The 24,703-nt window shown below is 61.5% G+C and carries 13 protein-coding genes; 6 read left to right on the top strand and 7 right to left on the bottom strand.

Features of this window, described 5'->3' with window-relative positions; genetic code table 11:
• Nucleotides 1-160: 160 nt before the first annotated feature.
• Entirely contained in the window at nt 161-4,114 is a 3,954-nt protein-coding gene (gene putA / locus ASE80_RS20655) for a trifunctional transcriptional regulator/proline dehydrogenase/L-glutamate gamma-semialdehyde dehydrogenase (RefSeq protein WP_056860580.1), read from the bottom strand.
• Between the two features lie 460 nt (nt 4,115-4,574).
• Between putA and putP the strand changes: the two genes are divergently transcribed.
• The gene (putP, locus tag ASE80_RS20650; RefSeq protein WP_056860579.1) at nt 4,575-6,059 is read left to right on the top strand and encodes a sodium/proline symporter PutP; all 1,485 of its coding nucleotides are present in this window, start codon (nt 4,575-4,577) and stop codon (nt 6,057-6,059) included.
• Nucleotides 6,060-6,198: 139 nt separating this feature from the next.
• On the opposite strand, the gene ASE80_RS20645 is transcribed toward putP, so the two are convergent.
• Entirely contained in the window at nt 6,199-6,687 is a 489-nt protein-coding gene (locus tag ASE80_RS20645) for a DUF2165 family protein (RefSeq protein ID WP_056860578.1), read from the bottom strand.
• A 185-nt stretch (nt 6,688-6,872) separates the two neighbouring features.
• On the opposite strand from ASE80_RS20645, the gene ASE80_RS20640 reads away from it, so the two are divergent.
• A complete protein-coding gene (locus ASE80_RS20640) occupies nt 6,873-8,885 on the top strand; it encodes a type VI secretion system Vgr family protein (RefSeq protein ID WP_056860577.1) in 2,013 nt (670 codons plus the stop codon).
• Between the two features lie 15 nt (nt 8,886-8,900).
• A complete protein-coding gene (locus ASE80_RS20635) occupies nt 8,901-9,626 on the top strand; it encodes a DUF4123 domain-containing protein (protein WP_056860576.1) in 726 nt (241 codons plus the stop codon).
• Here the strand turns inward: ASE80_RS20635 and ASE80_RS20630 are convergent.
• Entirely contained in the window at nt 9,612-10,889 is a 1,278-nt protein-coding gene (locus tag ASE80_RS20630) for an O-acetylhomoserine aminocarboxypropyltransferase/cysteine synthase family protein (protein WP_056860575.1), read from the bottom strand. The genes ASE80_RS20635 and ASE80_RS20630 overlap by 15 nt on opposite strands.
• Nucleotides 10,890-11,141: 252 nt before the next feature.
• On the opposite strand from ASE80_RS20630, the gene ASE80_RS20625 reads away from it, so the two are divergent.
• Entirely contained in the window at nt 11,142-11,978 is an 837-nt protein-coding gene (locus ASE80_RS20625) for a 23S rRNA (adenine(2030)-N(6))-methyltransferase RlmJ (RefSeq protein WP_024073023.1), read from the top strand.
• 138 nt (nt 11,979-12,116) lie between these two features.
• Here the strand turns inward: ASE80_RS20625 and msrA are convergent, their stop codons facing one another.
• The 4 genes from msrA to aceE form a co-directional block, all read right to left on the bottom strand.
• The gene (gene msrA, locus ASE80_RS20620) at nt 12,117-12,764 is read right to left on the bottom strand and encodes a peptide-methionine (S)-S-oxide reductase MsrA (RefSeq protein WP_056860574.1); all 648 of its coding nucleotides are present in this window, start codon (nt 12,762-12,764) and stop codon (nt 12,117-12,119) included.
• 72 nt (nt 12,765-12,836) lie between these two features.
• A complete protein-coding gene (locus tag ASE80_RS20615; protein ID WP_056860573.1) occupies nt 12,837-15,530 on the bottom strand; it encodes a putative bifunctional diguanylate cyclase/phosphodiesterase in 2,694 nt (897 codons plus the stop codon).
• Nucleotides 15,531-15,836: 306 nt separating this feature from the next.
• A complete protein-coding gene (gene aceF, locus ASE80_RS20610; RefSeq protein WP_056860572.1) occupies nt 15,837-17,489 on the bottom strand; it encodes a dihydrolipoyllysine-residue acetyltransferase in 1,653 nt (550 codons plus the stop codon).
• Nucleotides 17,490-17,500: 11 nt separating this feature from the next.
• Nucleotides 17,501-20,146: a pyruvate dehydrogenase (acetyl-transferring), homodimeric type gene (gene aceE / locus ASE80_RS20605; RefSeq protein WP_056860571.1), complete on the bottom strand. Its 2,646-nt coding sequence runs from the start codon at nt 20,144-20,146 to the stop codon at nt 17,501-17,503.
• Nucleotides 20,147-20,529: 383 nt separating this feature from the next.
• Here aceE and glnE point away from each other — a divergent pair, with 383 nt between their 5' ends.
• Both glnE and waaF read left to right on the top strand, forming a co-directional pair.
• Complete coding sequence (glnE, locus tag ASE80_RS20600; RefSeq protein WP_056860570.1) at nt 20,530-23,469, top strand: bifunctional [glutamate--ammonia ligase]-adenylyl-L-tyrosine phosphorylase/[glutamate--ammonia-ligase] adenylyltransferase; 2,940 nt, start codon at nt 20,530-20,532, stop codon at nt 23,467-23,469.
• 198 nt (nt 23,470-23,667) lie between these two features.
• A complete protein-coding gene (gene waaF / locus ASE80_RS20595) occupies nt 23,668-24,702 on the top strand; it encodes a lipopolysaccharide heptosyltransferase II (RefSeq protein WP_056860569.1) in 1,035 nt (344 codons plus the stop codon).
• Nucleotide 24,703: the final 1 nt, after the last annotated feature.

Raw genomic sequence — 24,703 nt, 5'->3', positions numbered from 1 at the left:
GCTGGATAGCAAGATTGATTTGCGTGATGGAGGGGCAGAACGCGGGCGAAAGGTTGGATGCGGTCAATGTGGGAGCTGGCTTGCCTGCGATGAGGCCGTGCCAGCTGCCATCCAAGTCACTGGCCCACCGCTATCGCAGGCAAGCCAGCTCCCACATGAGTTAACCGATAGTCATCAAGCTCGCATTACCACCTGCCGCAGCCGTGTTAACGCTCAATGCCCGCTCGATCACCAGGCGTTCCAGCGCAATCGCCGTCTCACCTTGCGACAAGCCATGCACCCCAACAATCGCGCCACCGCGCTGCGCCACTTGCTGGCACACCGCGCGCAGTTGGTCGGAATCGCCGTGGTGCACGACCGCGTCGAACACCACCTCATCCTTGGTCCAGTCAGCCACACGCTTGATCTTCGCCTGAATTTCCCGCGGCAAGCGTGGGAACAAGGTTTTGGTCAAGTCAGTTTCCGGCCATACCGCCGAACCGCCCACCGCCAGCACTGCCGCCAGTTGCGTCAGCAGGTCACCTTCCACTTCCGCCAGGCACAACACGTGCTCGCGGGGCAGGATGGCGTAGCTGTTGCGCTCGCCGGTCGGGCCGGCCAGTTGGCGGGTGATACCGCTTTGCGATTGCGCGGCGAACTGGCTGCACAGGGCGCTCAGGTCGCTGAACGTGTTGCTGTCGGCCCAGGTTTTCAGGGCGGTCAGCGGTTGGCTCATGGCGTCGCGCAGGCGCACGTCCGGTGCGGCCAGCTTGTCGCCGCGCACGAAGGATTGCTCGATGGCATCCGTAGGGCGCGTCGACAGCAGGCGGTACAGGTACAGCGGGCCGCCAGCTTTCGGGCCAGTGCCCGACAGGCCTTCGCCGCCAAACGGCTGCACACCGACCACGGCACCGACGATGTTGCGGTTCACATAGACGTTACCGGCATGCACGTTGTCGATCACCTTGGCGATGGTCTCGTCGATGCGGGTGTGCACGCCCAGGGTCAGGCCGTAGCCGGAGGCATTGATCTGGCCGATAAGCTGGTCGATCTCTTTGCGCTTGTAGCGCACCACGTGCAGTACCGGGCCGAAGATCTCGCGTTGCAGTTCGTCGAAGCTTTCCAGCTCGATCAGGGTTGGCATCACGAAGGTGCCGCGCTTGATCTCTTCGCCGTCGGCGATCGCCACCTGGTACACGTTGCGGCCTTTGTCGCGCATGGCCTGGATGTGTTTCTCGATGCCAGCCTTGGCTTCGGCGTCGATCACCGGGCCGATATCCACCGGCAAGCGCTCCGGGTTACCCAGGCGGCATTCAGCCATGGCACCCTTGAGCATTTCGATCACGCGGTCGGCCGAATCTTCCTGCAGGCACAGTACACGCAGGGCCGAGCAACGCTGGCCGGCGCTGTCGAAGGCCGAGGAAACGACGTCGATCACGACTTGTTCGGTGAGTGCCGAAGAGTCAACGATCATCGCGTTCTGGCCGCCGGTTTCAGCGATCAGCGGGATCGGGCGGCCCTGGGCATCCAGGCGCCCGGCGACATTGCGTTGCAGCAGGCGCGCCACCTCGGTGGAACCGGTAAACATCACGCCTTTGACGCGATCATCACCGACCAGGCGGGCACCGACGGTTTCGCCCTGGCCCGGCAGCAGTTGCAGCACGCCTTCCGGGATACCGGCTTCGAGCAGGATACGCACGGCCTGTGCGGCCACCAGTGGGGTTTGTTCGGCCGGCTTGGCCAGCACCGGGTTACCGGCGGCCAGTGCGGCGGCCACTTGGCCGCTGAAGATTGCCAGCGGGAAGTTCCACGGGCTGATGCAGACCACTGGGCCCAATGGGCGGTGGGCATCGTTGGTGAAATCGTTGCGCGCCTGCACTGCGTAGTAACGCAGGAAGTCCACGGCTTCACGCACTTCGGCGATGGCGTTGGCGAAGGTCTTGCCGGCTTCGCGGGCCAGCAGGCCCATCAGCGGCTGGATCTCGCCTTCCATCAAGTCGGCGGCGCGCTCCAGGATCGCGGCACGTTCGGCAGGCGGGGTGGCCTGCCAGATCGGGCCGGCGTTGATGGCGCACTGGATCGCGTTGTCGACGTCTTCGACGGTGGCTTCCTGTACATGGCCCACCACATCACGTAGATCGGACGGGTTCAGCACCGGTGCAGCAGCTTCAGTGCTGGAAGCGCAGCCCAGCATCGGCGCGGCTTTCCAATCGTTATGCGCGGTGGCCAGCAGCGCGCAAGACAGCGACGCCAAGCGATGTTCGTTGGCCAGGTCGATACCGGCCGAGTTGGCGCGGTCGCTGCCATACAGGTCACGCGGCAGCGGGATACGCGGGTGCGGCAGGCCGAAGCCGCCTTCCTGCGTGGCCATCTGCTCGATGTTGGCCACTGGGTCGGCCACCAGCTCCTGAATCGAGATGGTGTGGTCGGCAATGCGGTTGACGAATGAAGTGTTGGCGCCGTTTTCCAGCAAGCGACGTACCAGGTACGCCAGCAGTGTTTCGTGGGTGCCGACCGGTGCATACACGCGGCACGGGCGGTTCAGCTTGCCCTCGGAAACCTTGCCTACAACCTGCTCGTACAGCGGTTCGCCCATGCCGTGCAGGCACTGGAACTCGTACTGGCCGGGGTAATAGTTCTGACCGGCGATATGGTAGATGGCCGACAGCGTGTGGGCGTTGTGCGTGGCGAACTGCGGGTAGATGGCTTCCGGTACCGACAGCAGTTTGCGTGCGCAGGCAATGTAGGAAACGTCGGTGTACACCTTGCGTGTGTACACCGGGTAGCCTTCCAGGCCTTCGACCTGGGCGCGCTTTATTTCGCTGTCCCAGTACGCGCCTTTTACCAGGCGGATCATCAGGCGATGGCGGCTGCGGCGCGCCAGGTCAATCACGTAGTCGATCACATACGGGCAACGCTTCTGGTACGCCTGGATCACGAAGCCGATGCCGTTCCAGCCGGTCAGTTGCGGCTCGAAGCACAGGCGCTCGAGCAGATCCAGCGACAGCTCGAGGCGGTCGGCTTCTTCGGCGTCGATGTTCAGGCCGATGTCGTAGTGCTTGGCCAGCAAGGTCAGCGACAGCAGGCGCGGGTACAACTCGTCCATCACGCGCTCGTACTGCGCACGGCTGTAACGCGGGTGCAGTGCCGAGAGCTTGATGGAGATGCCCGGGCCTTCATAAATCCCACGGCCGTGGGAGGCTTTGCCGATGGAGTGAATGGCTTGTTCGTACGAGGCCAGGTACTTCTGGGCGTCGTGTTCGGTCAGCGCGGCTTCACCGAGCATGTCGTAGGAATAGCGGAAACCCTTGGCTTCGAACTTGCTCGCGTTGGCCAGGGCTTCGGCGATGGTTTCGCCGGTGACGAACTGCTCGCCCATCAGGCGCATGGCCATGTCGACGCCCTTGCGGATCATCGGCTCGCCGCTCTTGCCGATGATGCGGCTGAGGGACGAGGTCAGGCCCGCTTCGTTATGGGTGGCGACCAGTTTGCCGGTCAGCAGCAAGCCCCAGGTAGCCGCGTTGACGAACAGCGACGGGCTGTTGCCCAGGTGCGGATGCCAATTGCCGGTGCTGATCTTGTCGCGGATCAGCGCGTCGCGGGTGCCTTTGTCCGGGATGCGCAGCAGCGCTTCGGCCAGGCACATCAGCGCCACGCCTTCCTGGGACGACAGGGAGAATTCTTGCAGCAGGCCTTGAACGATACCGGCACGGCCGCCGGCGCTCTTCTGGTTGCGCAGCTTTTCGGCAATCGAGGCGGCCAGCTTGTTGGTGGCCTCGGCCATCGGCTGCGGCAGGCGCGCCTGCTCGATCAGCATCGGCACCACTTCCGGCTCCGGGCGGCGGTAAGCGGAGGTGATCGAGGCGCGCAGTACCGATTGCGGCAGGATGCTTTCGGCAAACTCCAGGAAGCACTGGTGGGCGTGGTCCGCTTGCACTTCGCCGGCGTCTTCAGCGTCCTTGCTGCCCGAGCCATTGAGCTCGGTCAGGGTTGCACCACCCTCGAGTTTCTCCAGGTAATTGAAAATCGCCTGCTTGATCAGCCAGTGCGGCGTGCGATCAATGGAGGTCGCGGCCGCCTTCAGGCGTTCGCGGGTCGGGTCGTCGAGTTTGACCCCAAGGGTGGTCGTTGCCATCTTTTTATCCTCATGGGTGCCACTACCGAGTGGCATCTGCTGGCGGCAAGATTAGCTTTGCGCATGCAGAGGTGCAACCGGGTGCAACCCAAATTGTTCAGGAATTTTTTGATCGTGATCGGGAAAAATTCCGGCCCTCGACGGAATCCGCTGCGTCTTGGTGCATTTGCTTCTGAGATCGGCTGTTCTTGCTCCGAAAAGGAGCAAAAAACCGGTATTTCCGCGAAAACACATCAAGGTGCAACTTATTCTCGAGAAACTGGTTGCACCTTATTTACTTTGTTGAATAGCATTCGCGCCCAAGGTGCAACCACTCGTAAGGGTCGGTTCATCGGCTGGCGGCTTTCCTGGGGAAACGTCAGTCATAAATGCGCGGCTCGCCGTTTCGTCTACCCGTTACCAATGGGTGGCCGTCTGCCAGACCGCTGCTACATAAAAACAAAGCCAGGGCGTCACTCCTATGAGCGTTAGCAATCCAACCCTGATCACGTTCGTGATCTACATCGCAGCAATGGTGCTGATCGGCTTCATGGCCTATCGCTCCACCAATAACCTTTCTGATTACATCCTCGGCGGTCGCAGCCTCGGTAGCGTGGTCACGGCCTTGTCGGCCGGTGCCTCGGACATGAGCGGCTGGTTGCTGATGGGCTTGCCGGGCGCGATCTACATGTCCGGCCTGTCGGAAAGCTGGATTGCCATCGGCCTGATCGTCGGTGCCTACCTCAACTGGCTGTTCGTGGCCGGTCGCCTGCGGGTGCAGACCGAGCACAACGGAGACGCCCTGACGCTGCCGGATTACTTCTCCAGCCGTTTCGAAGATAAAAGCGGCCTGCTGCGGATTATCTCGGCGGTGGTGATCCTGGTGTTCTTCACCATCTACTGCGCGTCCGGCATCGTGGCGGGCGCCCGTCTGTTTGAAAGCACCTTCGGCATGTCCTACGAGACGGCGCTGTGGGCCGGTGCTGCGGCGACCATTGCCTACACCTTTGTTGGCGGCTTCCTGGCGGTCAGCTGGACCGACACCGTACAAGCCACGCTGATGATCTTTGCACTGATCCTCACGCCAATCATCGTGCTGCTGGCCACTGGTGGCGTCGACACCACGTTCCTGGCGATCGAAGCCAAGAACCCCGACAACTTCAACATGCTCAAAAATACCAGTTTCATCGGCATCATCTCGCTGATGGGCTGGGGCCTGGGTTACTTCGGCCAGCCGCACATCCTCGCGCGTTTCATGGCGGCGGATTCGGTAAAGTCGATCGCCAAGGCGCGTCGCATCTCCATGACCTGGATGATCCTGTGCCTGGCCGGCACCGTGGCGGTGGGCTTCTTCGGTATTGCTTACTTCTCGGCGCACCCGGAAGTGGCCGGCCCGGTTAACGAGAACCACGAGCGTGTGTTCATCGAACTGGCCAAGCTGCTGTTCAACCCATGGATCGCGGGCGTGCTGCTGTCGGCCATCCTGGCGGCGGTGATGAGCACCCTGAGCTGCCAACTGCTGGTGTGCTCCAGCGCGCTGACCGAAGACTTCTACAAAACCTTCCTGCGCAAAAACGCCTCCCAGGTTGAACTGGTGTGGGTGGGTCGCGCGATGGTGCTGTTGGTGGCCCTGATCGCCATCGCCATGGCCGCCAACCCGGACAACCGCGTACTGGGCCTGGTGAGCTACGCCTGGGCAGGCTTCGGCGCTGCGTTCGGCCCTGTGGTGCTGATCTCGGTGATCTGGAAAGGCATGACGCGTAACGGCGCACTGGCCGGTATCCTGGTCGGCGCGATCACCGTGATCGTGTGGAAGCACTTCAACCTGCTGGGCCTGTACGAAATCATCCCGGGCTTTATCTTCGCCAGCCTGGCGATCTATTTCGTGAGCAAGATGGGCGCACCGACGGCCGGTATGGTCGAGCGCTTTGATGCAGCGGAAAAAGACTACAACCTCAACAAGTAACTCGATGGGCGTTAAGCGCCAATTGCGTTAGAAAAAAGGCCCGCATCCTAAGGATGGCGGGCCTTTTTTTGATCGTTTTGATCGTTTCCATGCTCCGCGTGGGAATGCCACCCCGGACGCTCCGCGTCCCGCTGTCAGTTCAGTCAGCCTCCGGCTGATTGAGAAAAATCAGCACGCCCAGAATCGCCATGTAGAACTTGAATGCTGCCTCCTGGCCATTCCACTGGTGGGACTGCCACATCAGAAACCACTCACCGCCCACCACCATAAAACCAAAGAACCACACCACAAAGCCGAGGGTCAGGCCGGCGGTTGCGTCTGCCTTGGCGCGGTTGAAATCGGCGCCGACTGCATGCCGCGCGCGCCACAGCGACAGCGCGCCACGCGCCAGCAGCACTGCGGTGAGCGCTTCGCCGAGGATGATCAGCGCGTAGGCCGCGTGCCACATCCACGGCGTCGTGATCGCCCGGTACATGGCGGCGTTGTTCGGGAAGGTGGTGTCCATGCTCAACACGTGTTGGACGAAGGCGAAGTTGGAGCCGTAATCCGTGATGTTGTTGAACGCAACCAAGGTGGCAAAGGCGGTGAGGGCCAGGGTCAGGATGATTTTTGCGTAGCGGGTGACCATGCTTTTTCCAGTGATCCGGTGGGTAAGCACTTTACGCTAGCACGGCTTTGGTATGCCTTCGACGCCGGCTACATGAAGAATCCGGCACCCAGGTTGTAGGAGCTTACTGATTTGCCTGTGGTGCGCTCTGGTGGGTGAAAAGCTGGTGCAGAATCGCTCACCCACCCTTTGCGGAGAGACACCGGATGTTTGCTCTTGCCAATCAAAGTGCCTTTAACCTGACCCTTGATGGGCAGCCCAGTGAACTCAAGGTTCAGGGGTTTTCGGGTGATGAATTCATCAGCCTGCCTTTTCGTTTTGACCTTGAGTTGGTGAGCGAACAACCCGACCTGGACCTTGATAGCCTCCTGCACCGTCAGGCGTTCCTGGGGTTTGATGCGCAAGGGCACGGCGTTCATGGCCAGGTGTACCGGGTGGCGCAAGGCGATTCGGGCAAGCGCCTGACCCGTTACCAGATCAGCCTGGTGCCGCAGTTGGCTTACCTGGAACACAGCACGCACCAGCGAATCTTTCAGAAAAAAACCGTGCCGCAGATCATTGCGCTTGTACTGGAAGCACAGGTGATCCAGGGTGATGCCTTTGCGTTTCAGCTGAGTGGGCAATACCCCGAGCGTGAGTACTGTGTTCAGTTCGGCGAAAACGATCTGGAGTTCATTCAGCGCTTGTGCGTGGAGTCAGGCATTCACTATCACTTCCAGCACAGCCCCGAGCGCCATCTATTGGTGTTTGGCGATGACCAAAGCGTATTCACCCAGCCAGACCAAGCCACTGCGTACTCGGCCGGTTCCGCTCTGGTGGCCGGTACGCCTGCGATCAAGCTTTTTATTCTGCGACTGGAGACCCGCACCACGGGCGTGAACCTGCGGGACTACGATTTCAAAAAGCCCCGCCTGGCCCTGGAAAGTCAGATATCCAGTGGGCAGCAGCCCGTCCTTGAAGAGCAGCGTTACCCTGGGTATTTCACCGATCGAGCCCATGGCAAGCACCTGGCTCAGCGCGTGCTGGAACGTCATCGCAGCAACTTTCGCCAAGCCAGCGGTATTAGCGACCAACCGGCGTTGGCCGCCGGGCGGTTCCTGAAAATGTCCGGGCACCCTCGCCAGGCCTGGAATGATTTGTGGCTGGTCACCCACATGAGCCATTCAGGGCAACAGCCTCAAGTCCTTGAAGAGTCTGCGCCCGACACCCAGGGCGATGACTTGCCTCTCGGCTACACCAACAGTTTTGTAGTGACGCCTTGGGACGTGCCGTATCGAACGCCGCTGATCATGTCCCGCCCGCAAATATCGGGCTACCAGAACGCAGTGGTCACCGGGCCTGCCGACTCGGAGATCCACTGCGACGAATTCGGTCGCGTCAAAGTGCAGATGGCCTGGGACCGTGACGGCGAACACAACGAGCACTCCAGTTGCTGGCTGCGGGTAGCCAGCGGCTGGGCCCACGACCGTTATGGCGCGGTGCTGATCCCGCGGGTCGGCATGGAGGTGCTGGTGGGCTTCGTCAATGGTGACGTGGATATGCCACTGGTGATGGGCTGCCTGCCCAACGCGGCGAACCTGTTGCCCCTTGATCTGCCGGCGGAAAAGACCCGCAGCCTGTTTCGAAGCCAAAGCACTCCGGGCGGCGGTGGTTACAACGAGCTGCGCATTGAGGATCGCAAAGGCGCCGAGGAGATTTACCTGCGTGCCCAGCGGGACTGGACCGAACATGTGTTGCATGACCAGCAGGTACAGGTCGATAACCAGCGGCAGGTGAGGGTGGGCGGCGAATCCCACCATGAGCTGCTGGGTGAAGAACAGCGCATCACCCATGGCAATCGCCTCGCGGAGCTTAAACAGGATGATCATCTGGTCATCGGTGGTTCGCAGCAGGTGCGGGCCGGGCGGACCATCCAGATCGGCGCCGGGCAAAGCGTGGTCATCGATGCGGGCGCCAGCGTGACAATCCAGGCCGGGGGGCAATCGATCACCCTGTCGGCCGCCGGGATATTCAGCAGTGTGCCGATTCAGGTTGGCGGTGCGCCCGCTGCCGTGCCGATGCCATTGATGCCGGGTGTCACCGAAAAGTTGTCAGCGGCAGTTGCTGCACCTCTCAGTGGCGTACAGGTTGCCAGCCTCAAGCGCAGTGCGCCGTTTTGCGAAGAGTGTGAGCGCTGCAAGAACGGCCAGTGTGATATCCCCGGACACTCTCACCCTTAAATGGAATTTATCCCGATGTCTCAGCCCATGGTTCCCGGCGCCTGGCTTGCACAGTGGCCGCTACAACCCGAAGAGCAGCTCTACGCGGTGTTGGGCAGCGCCAGCGAAGCCAGGCCGCTTATTGCATGGCAAACCCTGGCGCCGGGGAACTTGCCGCATTCGATATGGGCCGGTACGGCTTACGCCGATTGGGTCGACGTCATGCCTTATGTAGGCATTGTTGAGCCGGGCAGTGCGTTCCTGGATTGGGTCGCCAGCACCGAGGCAACGGACTGGGGTTGGCTCGCGGTCTCGTCCAGCCCGCCGGAGACGGTGGTTGCGCACCTGCAAGGTTTGACCAAGGTGTTGTTGCCGGATGAGCAGGCGGTGTTTTTGCGTTTTTGGGATGGCGCTCACTGGCTGCCCATTTTGCAGAAGCTGGGCGACGAGGCCGCACGCGTGTTGCCGGTGTTTCAGCGCTACCTGATCAATGGCCAGCCGCTGGCCGTCAGCACCGGCCCGGCCACGGCAGCCAGGGCCAGCCCATGGTGGCAAGTGCCGGCGTCGCTGCTTGAGCACTTGGCCGAGCACTCGCCGCAGGTGCTGATCGGCAACCTGCTGCAATGGCTCGAAGAACAACGCCCGGACCTCTACACCGCGTTTACGCCTGCGACCTTGCGGCACAAGGTCGCCTACTTTTCGCGCGGGCCCGACCTCAGCCCTCAAGCGCTGGCGAGTTATTTGGCTTCAGAGTTGAGTTGAGGCCAGGGCCTGCCGCAGGTCCTCGATCAGGTCTTCAATCGCCTCAATGCCGACCGATAGGCGAATCATCTCCGGCTTCACGCCGGCCTTGGCCTGTTCCTGCTCGTTCATTTGCCGGTGAGTGGTGGACGCAGGGTGGCAGGCCAGGGATTTGGCATCGCCAATATTCACCAACCGCTTGAAGATTTGCAGCGCATCGTAGAAACGCACGCCCGCGTCATAGCCGCCCTTCAAGCCGAATGACAGGATCGCCGAGGGTTTGCCCTGCATGTATTTCTGCGCCAGGGCGTGGTGCGGGTGGTCCGGCAAGCCGGCGTAGCTGACCCATTCCACCTCGGCGTGGCCTTGCAGGAACTGCGCAACCCTCAGCGCGTTTTCGGTATGGCGCTCCATGCGCAAGGCCAGGGTTTCCAGGCCTTGCAGCAACAGAAATGCATTCATCGGCGCCAGCGCCGCGCCGGTGTTGCGCAACGGCACGGTGCGGGCGCGGGCAATGAAGGCGGCGGGGCCGAACTTTTCCGTGTAGACCACCCCGTGGTAGGCCGGCTCCGGTTGGTTGAGGCCGGGGAATTTTTCCGGGTATCGGGTCCAGGGGAAGGTGCCGCTGTCGACGATCACGCCGCCCAGGGAGTTGCCATGGCCGCCCACGTATTTGGTGACCGAGTGCACCACGATGTCGGCGCCGAACTGAATCGGCTTGCACAGGATCGGCGTGGCCACGGTGTTATCCACCATCAGTGGTACGCCGCGCCCATGGGCGACATCAGCCAGGGCTTCAATGTCGATGATATTGCCCGCGGGGTTGCCGATGCTTTCGCAGTAGACCAGCTTGGTGTTGTCGTCGATCAGTTCGGCGATGGCTTGGGCGGAGTCGTCGCGGGCGAAGCGCACGTCGACGCCAAAGCTTGGCAGCAGGTGGGCGAACAAGGTGTAGGTGCCGCCGTAAAGCTGGGGCGTGGTGACGATATTGTCACCGGCACGGGTGAGGGTCTGGATTGCATAGTGGATCGCCGCGCTACCGGCCGATACGGCCAGGGCGGCGATACCGCCTTCAAGGGCGGCAATGCGCTGCTCCAGCACGTCGTTGGTGGGGTTCATGATGCGTGTGTAGATGTTGCCGGGCACGTCCAGGTTGAACAGGTCGGCGCCATGCTGGGCGTTATCGAACTCGAAGGCGACGTTCTGGTAGATAGGCACGGCGACAGCCTTGGTGGTCGGGTCCGACTTGAAGCCGTGGTGCAATGCAATGGTGGCGTCTTTCATGATGCGGGTTGACCTCCTTGGATTCCAGAGTTGCCCCCAAGGCGATGTGGGAGCTGGCTTGCCTGCGATGCCAGCACCGCTGGTGTACGGGTAATACCGCGGTGATGCCATCGCAGGCAAGCCAGCTCCCACAGCAGCCATAGATTGTTTTCGGCAGTGCGCCTGCCTTTGCGACATAAGCGCCGCCCGACACGCAGCCCTGCACCTTTGCTTGCGTAGAAGGTAAACTTCGCCCCCTGCGCAGGAGCAACCATGAATTATCGTCACGCCTTTCACGCCGGCAACCACGCCGATGTCTTTAAACACCTGACCTTGACCCGCCTCATCGCCCTGATGTCGCGCAAGGAGCAGCCGTTCGCCTACCTCGACACCCACGCCGGGATTGGGCTGTACGACTTGCAGGGCGACCAGGCCAACCGCACCGGCGAATACCTGGAAGGCATTGCACGCCTGTGGGGCGAGAGCGACCTGCCGCCACTCACCGCCGACTACATGCGTGTGCTGCACGAGATGAACCCGGACGGCCAGTTGCGCTACTACCCAGGCTCCCCGGAGCTGGCGCGCCGCCTCACGCGGCCCCAGGACCGCGTGTTGCTCAATGAGAAGCACCCGGAAGACGGCGTGCTGCTCAAGGACAACATGAAGGGCGATCGCCGGGTCAAAGTGCACTTGGGCGAAGGCTGGCACGTGCCGCGTGCCTTGCTGCCGGTGCCGGAAAAACGCGCGTTGATGCTGATTGATCCGCCGTTTGAGCAGCTCGATGAAATGCAGCGCTGCGCGGCATCCCTCAAGGAAGCGGTCGGCCGCATGCGCCAGACCGTCGCGGCGATCTGGTACCCGGTGAAAGACCAGCGCATGCTGCGGCGCTTCTACCAGGACCTGGCCGGCACCGGCGCGCCGAAGTTGCTGCGTGTGGAATTGCTGGTGCATCCGCTGGACACGCCCAACACCCTGACCGGCTCGGGCCTGGCGATTGCCAACCCGCCGTGGGGGCTGGAGGAGGAGTTGCGTGAGCTGCTGCCGTGGCTGTCCAAAAAACTTGGCCAGACCCAGGGTGGGTGGCAGATGGATTGGCTCATCGCTGAGTAATCAGAAGGCTGATCGTTCCCACGCTCTGCGTGGGAATGCATCTTGTGACGCTCCGCGTCACGCCTCAAGAGCGGACGCAGAGCGTCCCTGTCGGCATTCCCACGCGGAGCGTGGGAACGATCATCATCGGTGTTGCCCTTAGATAGGGCAGGTCACGCCGGTACCGCCGATGCCGCAATAGCCTTGCGGATTCTTCGCCAGGTACTGCTGGTGGTACGCCTCGGCGAAATACACCGTCGGGGCTTCTTCGATTTCCGTGGTGATCACACCCAGGCCCGCCTTGGACAATTGAGCCTGATAGGCATCGGCGCTGGCCTTGGCTGCCTCCAAATGCTCGGGTTTCACCGCGTAGATCACCGAGCGATATTGGGTGCCGATGTCGTTGCCCTGGCGCATGCCCTGGGTGGGGTTGTGCAATTCCCAGAACATTTTCAGCAGTTCTTCATAGCTGATCTTGTCCTGGTCAAATACAACCAGTACCACTTCGCTGTGGCCGGTCAGGCCCGAGCAGACTTCTTCGTACGTCGGGTTCGGCGTGTAACCGCCGGCGTAACCGACCACGGTGCTGACCACGCCGTCGCGCTGCCAGAACCGTCGTTCGGCACCCCAGAAGCAACCGAGGCCGAAGATCGCGAACTCTACGTTGTCGACAAAGGGGCCCAGCAGCGGGTTGCCGTTGACGAAGTGAGTTTCCGGCAGGTTCATCGGCGTTTCACGGCCAGGCAAAGCTTGTTCTTGAGTCGGCAGCACGTTTTTGTTCACCAGAATTTCCGAGCGCAAGACCATGATCAGTCCTCTCAGTCAGATTGAGTTATGTATTAAGACAGACAGCCAGTGTGCCCGAGTGTTACAGCGCTGTCAGGCGATTGGCCCGCGCGGGTAGCGTTTAAGCTTTTCCAACAGCTCTGCGCCGGGGATTGGCCGGTCGAACAGGTAGCCCTGGCCGACATCGCAGCGGTGGCGGCGCAGGAACGCCAGCTGTTCGGCCGTCTCGATGCCCTCGGCCACTACCTTGAGCTTGAGGTTGTGGGCCATGGCGATAACCGCCGAGGTGATTTCCATGTCGTCCTGGTTGTCCGGGATTTCATGGATAAAGCTGCGATCGATTTTGATGATGTCGATGGGGAATTTTTTCAGGTAGCTCAGCGACGAGTAGCCGGTGCCGAAGTCGTCCATGGCCAGGGTCAGGCCGAAGCTCTTGAGCTGGTCCAGTTGCAGGCGCGTGTCTTCGGTGGCTTCCAGCAGCAAGCCCTCGGTCAGCTCCAGCTCCAGCAGGTTGGCCGGCAGTTGTTCTTCCTTGAGGATGGTGGCGATCGACGCCACCAGGTCCGGGTCGGAGAACTGCTTGGGCGACAGGTTGATCGCCACCTGCAGATTACCCATGCCGCCTGCGCTCAATTGTTTGCTCATGCGGCAGGCCTGGCGCGCGATCCATTTGCCGATGGGGATGATCAAACCGGTTTCTTCGGCCACGCTGATGAACTGGTCGGGGCGGATCATGCCCTTTTCCGGGTGGTTCCAGCGCAACAGCGCTTCCATGCCCAGCAAGCGGCCGCTGCGCAGGCACAGCTTGGGCTGGTAGAACACGTCCAGCTCGTTTTGGGTCAGGGCGCGGCGCAGGTTGTTTTCCACGAACAGCTTGTAGCTGGCTTCGGCGTTCAGCGCCTCAGTGAAGACTTGCACCTGATGCTTGCCGTTGGCCTTGGCCTTGTGCAGCGCCAAACCGGCGTTACGCATCAGGGTTTGCGGGTCGCGGCCGTGCAGCGGCGCGCAGGCCAGGCCCACGGAGCCGGTGACGCTGATCAACTGATTGTCGACAAACATCGGCTTGTCGAGGGTGGTCAGCAATTGGCTGGCCACCTGTTGGCCGGTTTCAAGGTCAGTGTCGTCCAGCAATACCGCAAACTCGTTACTGGCAAAACGCGCCAGGCTGCCGCCGGCACTCAGGCTGTTGCGCAGGCGCCGGGCCAGGCTGATCAGCAGCTTGTCGCCGGTCTGGTGGCCGAGGCTGTCGTTGATGCGCTTGAAGTTGTCGATGTCCACCAGCAGCAGGCTGATAGGGGTGTCGCTGTCGCGGGCGAAGCGTTCATCAAGGTTGCGGATAAACGCCGGGCGGTTGCCCAGGTTGGTCAGGTTGTCGGTGTAGGCCAGGCGCTCGATACGCTGCTGCGCGAGCTTGGTCTGGGTGATGTCTTCGTAGATGCCGATGTAGTGGGTCAACTCACGGTTGTCGCCATACACCTTGGAGATCGACAGCTGGCCCCAATAGGGTTCCAGGTTTTTGCGCCGGCTCTTGAATTCGCCTTGCCAGCTGTTGCTCTTGGCCAGGCTCGAGGGTGCGTCGAACAGCAGTTCGCTGAGGTTTTCCAGGGCCGGCAACTGCGCCAGGCGGTGGCCGTGGACTTCTTCGGCGCTGTACTGGGTGATCGCGGTAAAGCTTGGGTTGACGTACTCCACCACGCCGTCGCAATTGACCAGCAGAAAGGCGTTGGCGCTTTGCTCAACTGCGCGTTGGAACAGGTGCAAGGCGCTGGTGGCGGTGCGGCGGTTGTGGTTGTTGATCACTTGCGCGAACTGGTCCGCCAACTCGCCGGCAAAGGCGATCTCGTCCGACTGCCAGGCACGCGAGCTGCCACATTGCTCCAGGCACAACACGCCAACGACCTGGCCATCCACGCGGATGCTGGCGTCGAGCATGGCGTGGACGTCCTTGGCGCGCAGGCTCTTGGCCATCTCCCGGGTGCGCGGGTCGCGCATCGCGTGGGTGGCGTCGATGGCGCGGCTCGAATGCAGGGCTTCCAGGTAGTCCGGGAAGCCGCTGGCGTCGATCGCTTCGGGCAAGTGGTACTGCTGGTCGTCGCGGTGGTAGGCCGAGATCGGCACCAGGCGCTGGCCTTCGAGGTTCCAGATGCTGGCGCAGTCGATCTGGTAGATATCGCAGGCACTGCGGGTAATCAGCTCGGCGGCTTCTTGCAGCGAATTCGGTGTGGTGTAGCGCTGGCGCGCCAGCAGCAGGATCAGCTCCTGTTGGGCGCGTACCCGTTCAAGGTGTTGCAGTTGTTCCTGCTGGGCACGCTGGTTGAGTTCCAGGGCGATCTGCAGGCGGCTGTTCTGGTTTTCCAGGTCGGCGGTCGGGGCTGTCATCGGGATTTCGCTGAACAGGCCGTCGACCACCATCAGGTAGCCGCGCAACAGGTGGCGATTGTGCTGCTTATACGCCTCACCCATCTCCAGCAGGCTCAAGGGCCCATCGTTGGTGTGCAGGGTGTAGCGCACCAGGTAATGCGGGCTATGGGCCAGTTGCTGCTGGATGGTGTCGTGCAATTGATAGCGCGCCTGGGGTTCCATCAGGCTGGCGTAAGGGGTGCCGATCAAGGCGCACAGTTCCACCGCCGGCAGGCCGAATTGGCGCTCGCAATTAGGGTCCAGGTACAACAGCGCCCAGCTTGCCTCATTAAGCCGCTCGAAACGCAGCATACCGAGGCGCGAAGGCACCGGTAATTGCGTCACTACCTCGGCCGCCATACGGGCGACATCGGGTTGGCTTTTCATGGGGGAAACTCGCTTGGGAAGATGCGCACGGCGCCGGGCTCACGCCCTCTTTACTGTCATTTGCGGCAAGGTTGCATCATGCAGCACGCACTGACAAGAGAGGATGAAGGCTAAGTGCTATAACCCTGTTATCGGCCGCGCAGGGGATTTCTGCAATCGGGGTGATGGAAGGTGTACAAACCTGTCTTGCGTGTCCAACAGGCACCCAAAAAAAGCCCCGCCAAGTGGCGGGGTTGAGGTACGAGCGTGGCGCTCGGAAATCGGTAGTGCCAGGCCTCCCCGGTGACGGGGAGGCCCGTTGAAGGCTTACAGCAGGATGGTGCGGATGTCGTTGAGCAGTTGGCTCAAGCGCTGCGTGAAGCGGGCAGCAGCCGCGCCGTTGATCACACGGTGATCGTAGGACAACGACAGCGGCAGCATCAGCTTCGGCTGGAACGCTTTACCGTCCCACACAGGCTGGATAGTGGCCTTGGACACACCCAGGATCGCCACTTCCGGCGCGTTGACGATTGGCGTGAAGCCAGTGCCGCCAATGTGACCGAGGCTGGAGATGGTGAAGCACGCGCCTTGCATGTCGTCGGCGGTGAGCTTCTTGTCGCGGGCCTTGGCAGCCAGCGCAGCAGCTTCAGCGGCGAGTTGCAGCAAGCTCTTCTGATCAACGTTCTTGATCACAGGAACCAGCAGGCCGTCCGGGGTATCCACCGCGAAACCTACGTTCACGTACTTCTTGCGGATGATCGCCTTGCCGCTTGGTGCCAGCGAACTGTTGAAGTCCGGCAGCTCCTTGAGCAGGTGCGCGCAGGCCTTGAGCAGCAGTGGCAGCACGGTCAGTTTCACGCCGGCTTTTTCCGCCACGGCTTTCTGCGCAACGCGGAAAGCTTCCAGGTCGGTGATATCGGCCTGGTCGAACTGAGTCACGTGCGGGATGTTCAGCCAGCTGCGGTGCAGGCTCGACGCGCCGATTTGCATCAGGCGGGTCATCGGCACTTCTTCGGTTTCGCCGAAGCGGCTGAAGTCCACGACCGGGATCGGTGGAATGCCCGAGCCGCCCGTAGCAGCGCCGGCAGCCGGAGCTTCCTTGGCTTTCTGCATCATGGCTTTGACGTAAACCTGCACGTCTTCCTTCAGCACGCGACCGTGCGGGCCAGTGGCCGATACAGCGTTGAGCTCTACGCCGAACTCACGGGCCAGTTGACGCACGGCAGGGCCGGCGTGAACCTTGGCACCGCTTGGCGCAGGTGCGGCAGCAGCCGGAGCCGGTGCGGCCTCGGCTTTTGCAGCAGGTGCGGCAGGTGCAGCAGCGGCCGGAGCAGCTTCAGCCTTGGCAGCCGGAGCAGCAGCCGGTGCTGGCGCAGCAGCAGGTGCAGCGCCTTGTACTTTGAGCTTGAGGATGAAATCGCCAGTGCCGACTTCGTCTTCCAGCTTGACCGCGATGCTTTCCACCACGCCGGCGGCCGGCGATGGGATTTCCATGGAGGCCTTGTCGGACTCCAGGGTGATCAGCGACTGGTCGGCTTCGACGGTGTCGCCGACTTTTACCAGCAGCTCAATGATCTTGGCCTTGCCCGACGAACCGATGTCCGGAACATGAATGTCCTGAACGGTGGCGGCAGCCGGGGCAGCAGCCGGAGCCGCAGGGGCCTCGGCAGCGGCAGCAGGTTTTTCAGCAGCAGGTGCGGGTGCAGCAGCGGCAGCCGGGGCTGGCGCAGGGGCCGCATCAGCGGCGCCTTCGATTTCCAGTTCCAGCAGTTCGTCGCCTTCTTTCAGACGGTCGCCCAGCTTCACTTTCAGGCTCTTGACCACGCCGGCCTTGGGAGCAGGGATTTCCATGCTCGCCTTGTCCGACTCCAGGGTCAGGATGCTCTGGTCGGCTTCGACGGTGTCGCCGACCTTCACAAACAGCTCGATTACTTCACCTTCACCGCTGCCGATGTCAGGTACGCGAATGAGTTCGCTCACAAAAAATCTCCTCAGCAGTCCAGTGGGTTGCGTTTTTCCGGGTTGATCCCGAACTTGACGATAGCGTCAGCCACCACCTTGGGTTCGATCTCACCACGGTCAGCCAAGGCTTCCAGGGCTGCCAACACCACGAAGTGACGGTCAACTTCGAAGAAGTGACGCAGCTTCTTGCGGCTGTCACTGCGGCCGAAACCGTCGGTGCCCAGGACTTTGAATTCCTTGGACGGGACCCACTGGCGAATCTGTTCAGCAAACAGCTTCATGTAGTCGGTAGAGGCAATGACTGGACCTTTACGGCCGGCCAGGCACTCTTCGACGTAGCTCAGCGCAGGCTTCTGACCTGGGTGCAGGCGGTTGTTGCGCTCCACCGCCAGGCCGTCGCGACGCAGTTCGTTGAAGCTGGTAACGCTCCACACGTCGGCGCCAACGTTGAACTCTTCACGCAGGATCTTCGCCGCTTCACGCACTTCACGCAGGATGGTGCCGGAGCCCATCAGTTGCACGTGGTGCGCCGCTTCCTTGGTGTCTTCTTCGAGCAGGTACATGCCCTTGATGATGCCTTCCTCAACACCGGCCGGCATGGCAGGTTGCTGGTAGGACTCGTTCATCACGGTGATGTAGTAGAAAACGTCCTGCTGCTGTTCGGTCATCTTCTTCATGCCGTCCTGGATGATCACCGCCAGCTCATAGCCGTAGGTTGGATCAAAGGTGCGGCAGTTCGGGATGGTGGCAGCCAGGATGTGGCTGTGACCGTCTTCGTGTTGCAGGCCTTCGCCGTTCAGCGTGGTGCGGCCGGCGGTGCCGCCGATCAGGAAGCCACGGGTACGGCTGTCGCCTGCTGCCCACGCCAGGTCGCCGATACGCTGGAAGCCGAACATCGAGTAGAAGATGTAGAACGGCAGCATCGGCTGATTGTGGCTGGAATACGAAGTACCGGCAGCGATGAAGGAGCTCATGGCGCCCGCTTCGTTGATGCCTTCTTCGAGGATCTGGCCCTTCTTGTCTTCCTTGTAGAACATCACCTGGTCTTTATCGACTGGCTCGTAGAGCTGGCCGACGGAGGAGTAGATGCCCAACTGACGGAACATGCCTTCCATACCGAAGGTACGGGCTTCGTCCGGGATGATCGGGACGATACGCGAACCGATTTCCTTGTCCTTGACCAACTGCGCCAGGATGCGCACGAACGCCATGGTGGTGGAGATTTCACGGTCGCCCGAGCCGTCCAGGATAGCCTTGAGGGTATCGAGTGGCGGTGTAGGAATGTCGAAGGACTTGGCGCGGCGCTGTGGCACGAAACCGCCCAGTGCAGTGCGACGCTCGCTGAGGTAGCGGGCTTCGGCGCTGTTTGGCTCCGGCTTGAAGAACGGCAGGTTCTCCAGCTCTTCGTCCTTGACCGGGATGTCGAAACGATCGCGGAACAGCTTCAGGCTTTCAACATCAACTTTCTTGGTGTTGTGCGCGGTGTTCTTCGCTTCGCCGGCACCGGTGCCATAACCCTTGATGGTCTTGGCCAGGATGACGGTCGGTTGTTCTTTGTGGTTGACCGCTTCGTGGTACGCCGCGTAGACCTTGTACGGGTCGTGGCCGCCACGGTTGAGCTTCCAGATCTCGTCGTCGGACAGGTCTGCAACCATTGCCTTGAGTTCAGGCGTGTTGAAGAAGTGTTCACGCACGAACGCGCCGTCTTTGGCTTTGTAGTTCTGGTACTCGCCGTCGATGACTTCGTCCATGCGACGTTGCAGGATACCGTCGACGTCTTTGGCCAGCAGTGGGTCCCAGAAACGGCCCCAGATGACTTTGGTCACGTTCCACTGAGCACCGCGGAACACGCCTTCGAGTTCCTGGATGATCTTGCCGTTGCCGCGAACCGGGCCGTCGAGGCGCTGCAGGTTGCAGTTGATGACGAAGATCAGGTTGTCGAGCTTCTCGCGGCCGGCCAGGGAGATGGCGCCCAGGGATTCCGGCTCGTCACACTCGCCGTCGCCCAGGAAGCACCAGACTTTTTGCTTGCCTTCAGGGATGAAACCACGGGCTTCCAGGTACTTCATGAAACGTGCCTGGTAGATCGCCTGGATCGGGCCAAGGCCCATGGATACCGTCGGGAACTGCCAGAAATCAGGCATCAGCCAAGGGTGCGGGTACGACGACAGGCCGTTACCGTCCACTTCCTGGCGGAAGTTGTTCATGTGTTCTTCGGTGATGCGGCCTTCCATGAACGCACGGGCGTAGACGCCTGGCGAGGTGTGGCCCTGGAAGTAGATCAGGTCGCCGCCGTGTTCGTCGGTCGGGGCCTGGAAGAAGTAGTTGAAGCCGATGTCATACAGGGTTGCGCTGGAAGCGAAGCTGGAGATGTGACCGCCCAGGTCAGAATCTTTCAAGTTCGTGCGCATTACCATCGCCATGGCGTTCCAACGTACCAGCGAGCGAATGCGGCGTTCCATGAACAGGTCGCCAGGCATGCGTGCTTCGTGGGTAACGGGGATGGTGTTGCGGTATGGCGTGGTGATGGCGTAAGGCAATTGCGAGCCGCTGCGGGTCGCGAGTTCGCCCATACGGGTCATCAAATAATGAGCACGGTCTTCGCCTTCTTTGTCGAGAACCGATTCCAGGGCGTCCAGCCATTCCTGGGTTTCGACGGGATCGAGGTCTTGCATGGCTTGCTCCAGGGCGGAAAGGCTACCAGAATCGGTTGCCTGAAGTTTGCGACTGGCCTTGTGGGCAGACGACATAAATTCTTGGATGGCCGAAGGTTGCTTCGGCGTCCTGTAGTTTTACTACAAATCGTCGGCCATTTCAGCCTTTCGAATGTATATACGAGTAGTAAAACTACACAAGACTGAGCGTATGGCTCGGTCTGGCTGGTGAGCATAATCGTTATTGTTGATCATTTGCGAACAAGAAAAGGTGAAAGTTTGATGTTGGCTGCCAAGATGAAATTAATTTCAGCTATTTCTAACCTTTGTTCGACAGTCCTTCACCAAGCGTGGTTCTTGCCTTCACAACCACACGCCTTTTGCGCGCCGATCAAGGATAGACCATGAGCCTTCCAACGCTGGCCGAACTACCGGCCATTCTCTTGCCTTTTGCCCAGCGGGCCGAACAGTCATTTCGTGACGCAGTGGCCGCGCTGGACGCCGATCATGGACTTTCTGCGTGGACGCCGCAACGGTGGGCCGACTTTGCCCGGGTGTGCGCCGCCAGTGATTTCGTCATTGAACAGAGCCTTCGTGACCCTTTGATGTTGCTTGAACTGGTGGCCTGGGGCGAGCTGGACCGCGGCTTTGCGCCCGGTGAGCTGTGCAGCCAGATCGCCGGTGCCGTGCAACAGGCCGAAACAGAAGATGAGTTGGGCCGCGTGCTGCGCCGCCAGCGCACGCGCCAGCAAGTGCGCATTATCTGGCGCGACCTGACCCGACAGGCGGACCTGGTGCAAACCTGTCGCGACCTCTCCGACATGGCCGACGCCAGCATCGACCAGGCGTATCAGTGGCTGTACCAGCGCCACTGCGTGCAGTTCGGCACACCCACCGGCCGGCGCAGCGGCGAAGCCCAGCACATGGTCATCCTCGGCATGGGCAAGCTCGGCGCGGTGGAGTTGAACCTGTCGTCGGACATCGACCTGATCTTCGCCTACCCCGAAGGCGGCGAAACGGTCGGCGTGAAGCGCGCCTTGGACAACCAGGAGTTTTTCATTCGCCTTGGTCAAAAATTGATCAAGGCGCTCGATCCGATGACGGTCGATGGGTTTGTGTTCCGTGTCGACATGCGCCTGCGCCCCTACGGTTCGGCTGGTGCGCTGGTGCTCAGCTTCAATGCGCTGGAGCAGTACTACCAGGATCAAGGCCGCGACTGGGAACGCTACGCCATGATCAAGGCGCGCGTGGTGGCCGGCGATCAAGTGGCCGGTGCGCAATTGCTGGATATGCTGCGCCCGTTCGTTTACCGCCGTTACCTGGATTTTTCCGCGATTGAAGCGCTGCGCACCATGAAGCAGTTGATCCAGCAGGAAGTGCGGCGCAAGGGCATGGCCGAGAATATCAAGCTGGGCTCGGGCGGCATTCGCGAGGTGGAATTTATCGCCCAGGCGTTCCAGTTGATCCACGGTGGCCGCGACCTGAGCCTGCAGCAGCGGCCGCTGCTGATGGTGCTCGGCACGCTTGAAGGCCAGGGCTACTTGCCGCCTGCAGTGATCGCCGAACTGCGCAATGGCTATGAATTCCTGCGTTATACCGAACACGCGATCCAGGCGATTGCCGACCGTCAGACGCAAATGCTGCCGGACAGCCCGGAAGATCAGGCGCGCATCGCCTTTATGCTGGGCTTTGCCGATTGGGCCGCGTTCCATGAGCGACTGATGTATTGGCGTGGCCGTGTGGACTGGCACTTCCGTCAGGTGATCGCTGATCCGGACGAAGAGGAAGGCGCAGAAAGCGAGCTGGTGGTGGGTGGGGAGTGGTTGCCGTTGTGGGAAGAGTCCCAGGACGAAGACGCCGCGTGTCGCCAACTGGCCGAAGGCGGTTTTACCGACGCGCCCAAAGCCCTCAAAGCCCTGGCGGGCCTGCGTGGCAGCCCGCAGTTGCGCGCCATGCAGCGCCTTGGTCGCGAGCGGCTCGACGCCTTTATCCCGCGCCTGCTGGCCCAGGCGGTCGAACACGCCAACCCGGATCTGGTGCTCGAACGCGTGCTGCCGCTGGTGGAGGCCGTGGCGCGACGCTCTGCCTATCTGGTACTGCTGACCGAAAACCCCGACGCCCTGCGCCGCTTGTTGACGCTGTGCGCCGCCAGCCCCTGGATTGCCGAGCAAATCACGCGCTTCCCGCTGCTGCTCGACGAATTGCTCAACGAAGGCCGCCTGTTCAAACCACCGTTGGCGCCGGAACTCGCCGCTGAGCTGCGTGAGCGCCTCACACGCATCCCCGAAGATGACCTTGAGCAACAGATGGAGGCCTTGCGTCACTTCAAACTGGCCCACCGCCTGCGTGTCGCCGCCTCGGAAATTGCCGGCAGCCTGCCGTTGATGAAGGTCAGCGACTATTTGACCTGGCTCGCCGAAGCCATCCTCGAGCAAGTGCTGGCCCTGGCCTGGCGCCAGACGGTTGCCCGCCATGGTTCTCCGCAGCGGGTGGACGGCAGCCTGTGCGACCCCGGGTTCATTATTGTGGGTTATGGCAAGGTCGGCGGTATCGAGTTGGGGCATGGCTCGGACCTGGATCTGGTGTTCGTCCACGACGGCGACCCGCAGGCCGAAACCGACGGCGCCAAGCCCATCGACGGCGCGCAGTTCTTTACGCGCCTGGGCCAGCGCATCATTCACCTGCTCACCACCCAGACCAACTCCGGGCAGCTGTATGAAGTGGACATGCGCCTGCGACCTTCCGGCGCCTCCGGTTTGCTGGTCAGCTCGCTTGGGGCGTTTGAGCGCTACCAGGAGAATGAAGCCTGGACCTGGGAACATCAGGCCCTGATCCGCGCGCGGGTGCTGGTGGGCAGCCAGGATGTGGGCCACGCGTTTGAGCAGGTACGCGCTAAAGTGCTGGGGCGTGAACGTGACTTGGCGAAGCTGCGCCAGGAGGTCAGCGAGATGCGCGCCAAGATGCGCGACAACCTGGGCACCAAGGCGACGGCTGCCGGGACGGGGGCGAATGCCTTCGAGCCGACGACCGTGTTCGACCTCAAGCAAGACGCCGGAGGTATCGTCGATATTGAATTTATGGTGCAATACGCGGCTTTGGCGTGGTCTGCGCAACATCCATCGTTGCTGCGCTATACCGACAATATCCGCATTCTGGAAGGCTTGGAGCAGGTCGGGCTGATGCCCGCCGCCGATGCCCATCTGTTGCGTGAGGTGTATAAGGCCTACCGTTCCGCCGCGCACCGCCAGGCCTTGCAAAACGAGGCCGGCACGGTAGCCGGGGATCAGTTCGCCGACGAACGGCGCCAGGTGATGCGAATCTGGAATGAACTGGGGTTAAGCTGATTAATTAAGTGGCTCCAATTTAATCTGGAAATCGGCTTTATGTGGGAGCCGGGCTTGCCCGCGATGCAGGCGCCTCGGTACTTCAGCCATACCGAAGCGATGCCATCGCAGGCAAGCCAGCTCCCACAAAAAGCGCGATCTACAATCATTGTCGATGCGGGGAGGCATAAGCCTCCCCGCATCGTTTGTGGAAACTACATGAATATTCTGATCGTTGGGCCTAGTTGGGTCGGTGACATGGTGATGGCGCAGACACTGTTTCAGTGCCTCAAGCAACGTCATCCCGACTGCCAAATCGACGTGCTCGCCCCTGAGTGGAGCCGGCCGATCCTCGAGCGCATGCCCGAAGTGCGCACGGCCTTGAGCTTCCCGCTCGGCCATGGCGCCCTCGAATTGGCGACGCGCCGGCGCATCGGCAAATCCATGGTCGGCCAGTACGACCAGGCGATTTTGCTGCCCAACTCGCTCAAATCGGCGTTGGTGCCGTACTTTGCCGGCATCCCTGAACGTACCGGCTGGCGTGGCGAGTTTCGCTACGTGTTGCTCAATGACGTGCGCACCCTCGACAAGGCGCGCTACCCGCTGATGATCGAACGTTTCATGGCGCTGGCCTACGAGCCCGGCGCCGAGTTGCCCACGCCGTACCCGCGCCCGAGCCTGCAGATCGATCCGGTGAGCCGTGACGCGGCGCTGGCCAAGTTCGGCCTGGCGCTTGACCGTCCCGTGCTGGCGCTGTGCCCCGGCGCCGAGTTTGGCGAGTCCAAGCGCTGGCCGTCGGAGCATTACGCCAAAGTCGCCGAGATGAAGATTCGCGAAGGCTGGCAGGTGTGGCTGTTTGGTTCGAAGAAGGATCACCCGGTCGGCGAAGACATTCGCCAGCGCCTGATCCCCGGTCTGCGTGAAGAAGCGGTGAACCTCAGCGGTGACACGTCGCTGGCCGAGGCTATCGATTTACTCTCCTGCGCCGATTCGGTGGTGTCCAACGACTCCGGCCTGATGCACGTAGCCGCCGCGCTGAATCGCCCCTTGGTGGCGGTATATGGCTCGACGTCGCCCGGTTTTACCCCGCCTTTGGCCGACAAGGTTGAAGTGGTGCGCCTGGGCCTGGAGTGCAGCCCGTGCTTTGAGCGTACCTGCCGGTTTGGCCATTACAACTGCATGCGTCAGTTGCTGCCGCAGCCGGTGAATGAAGCCTTGCAGCGGTTGCAGGGCTCTGCGGTCGAGGTTCGCTAGT

Origin of the sequence: Pseudomonas sp. Leaf15 (assembly GCF_001421425.1) — a bacterium.
GTDB classification, from domain to species: Bacteria; Pseudomonadota; Gammaproteobacteria; order Pseudomonadales; family Pseudomonadaceae; genus Aquipseudomonas; species Aquipseudomonas salomonii.
Note: the sequence above shows the minus strand (reverse complement) of the source record. Positions and strands in the feature narration are given on the sequence as shown.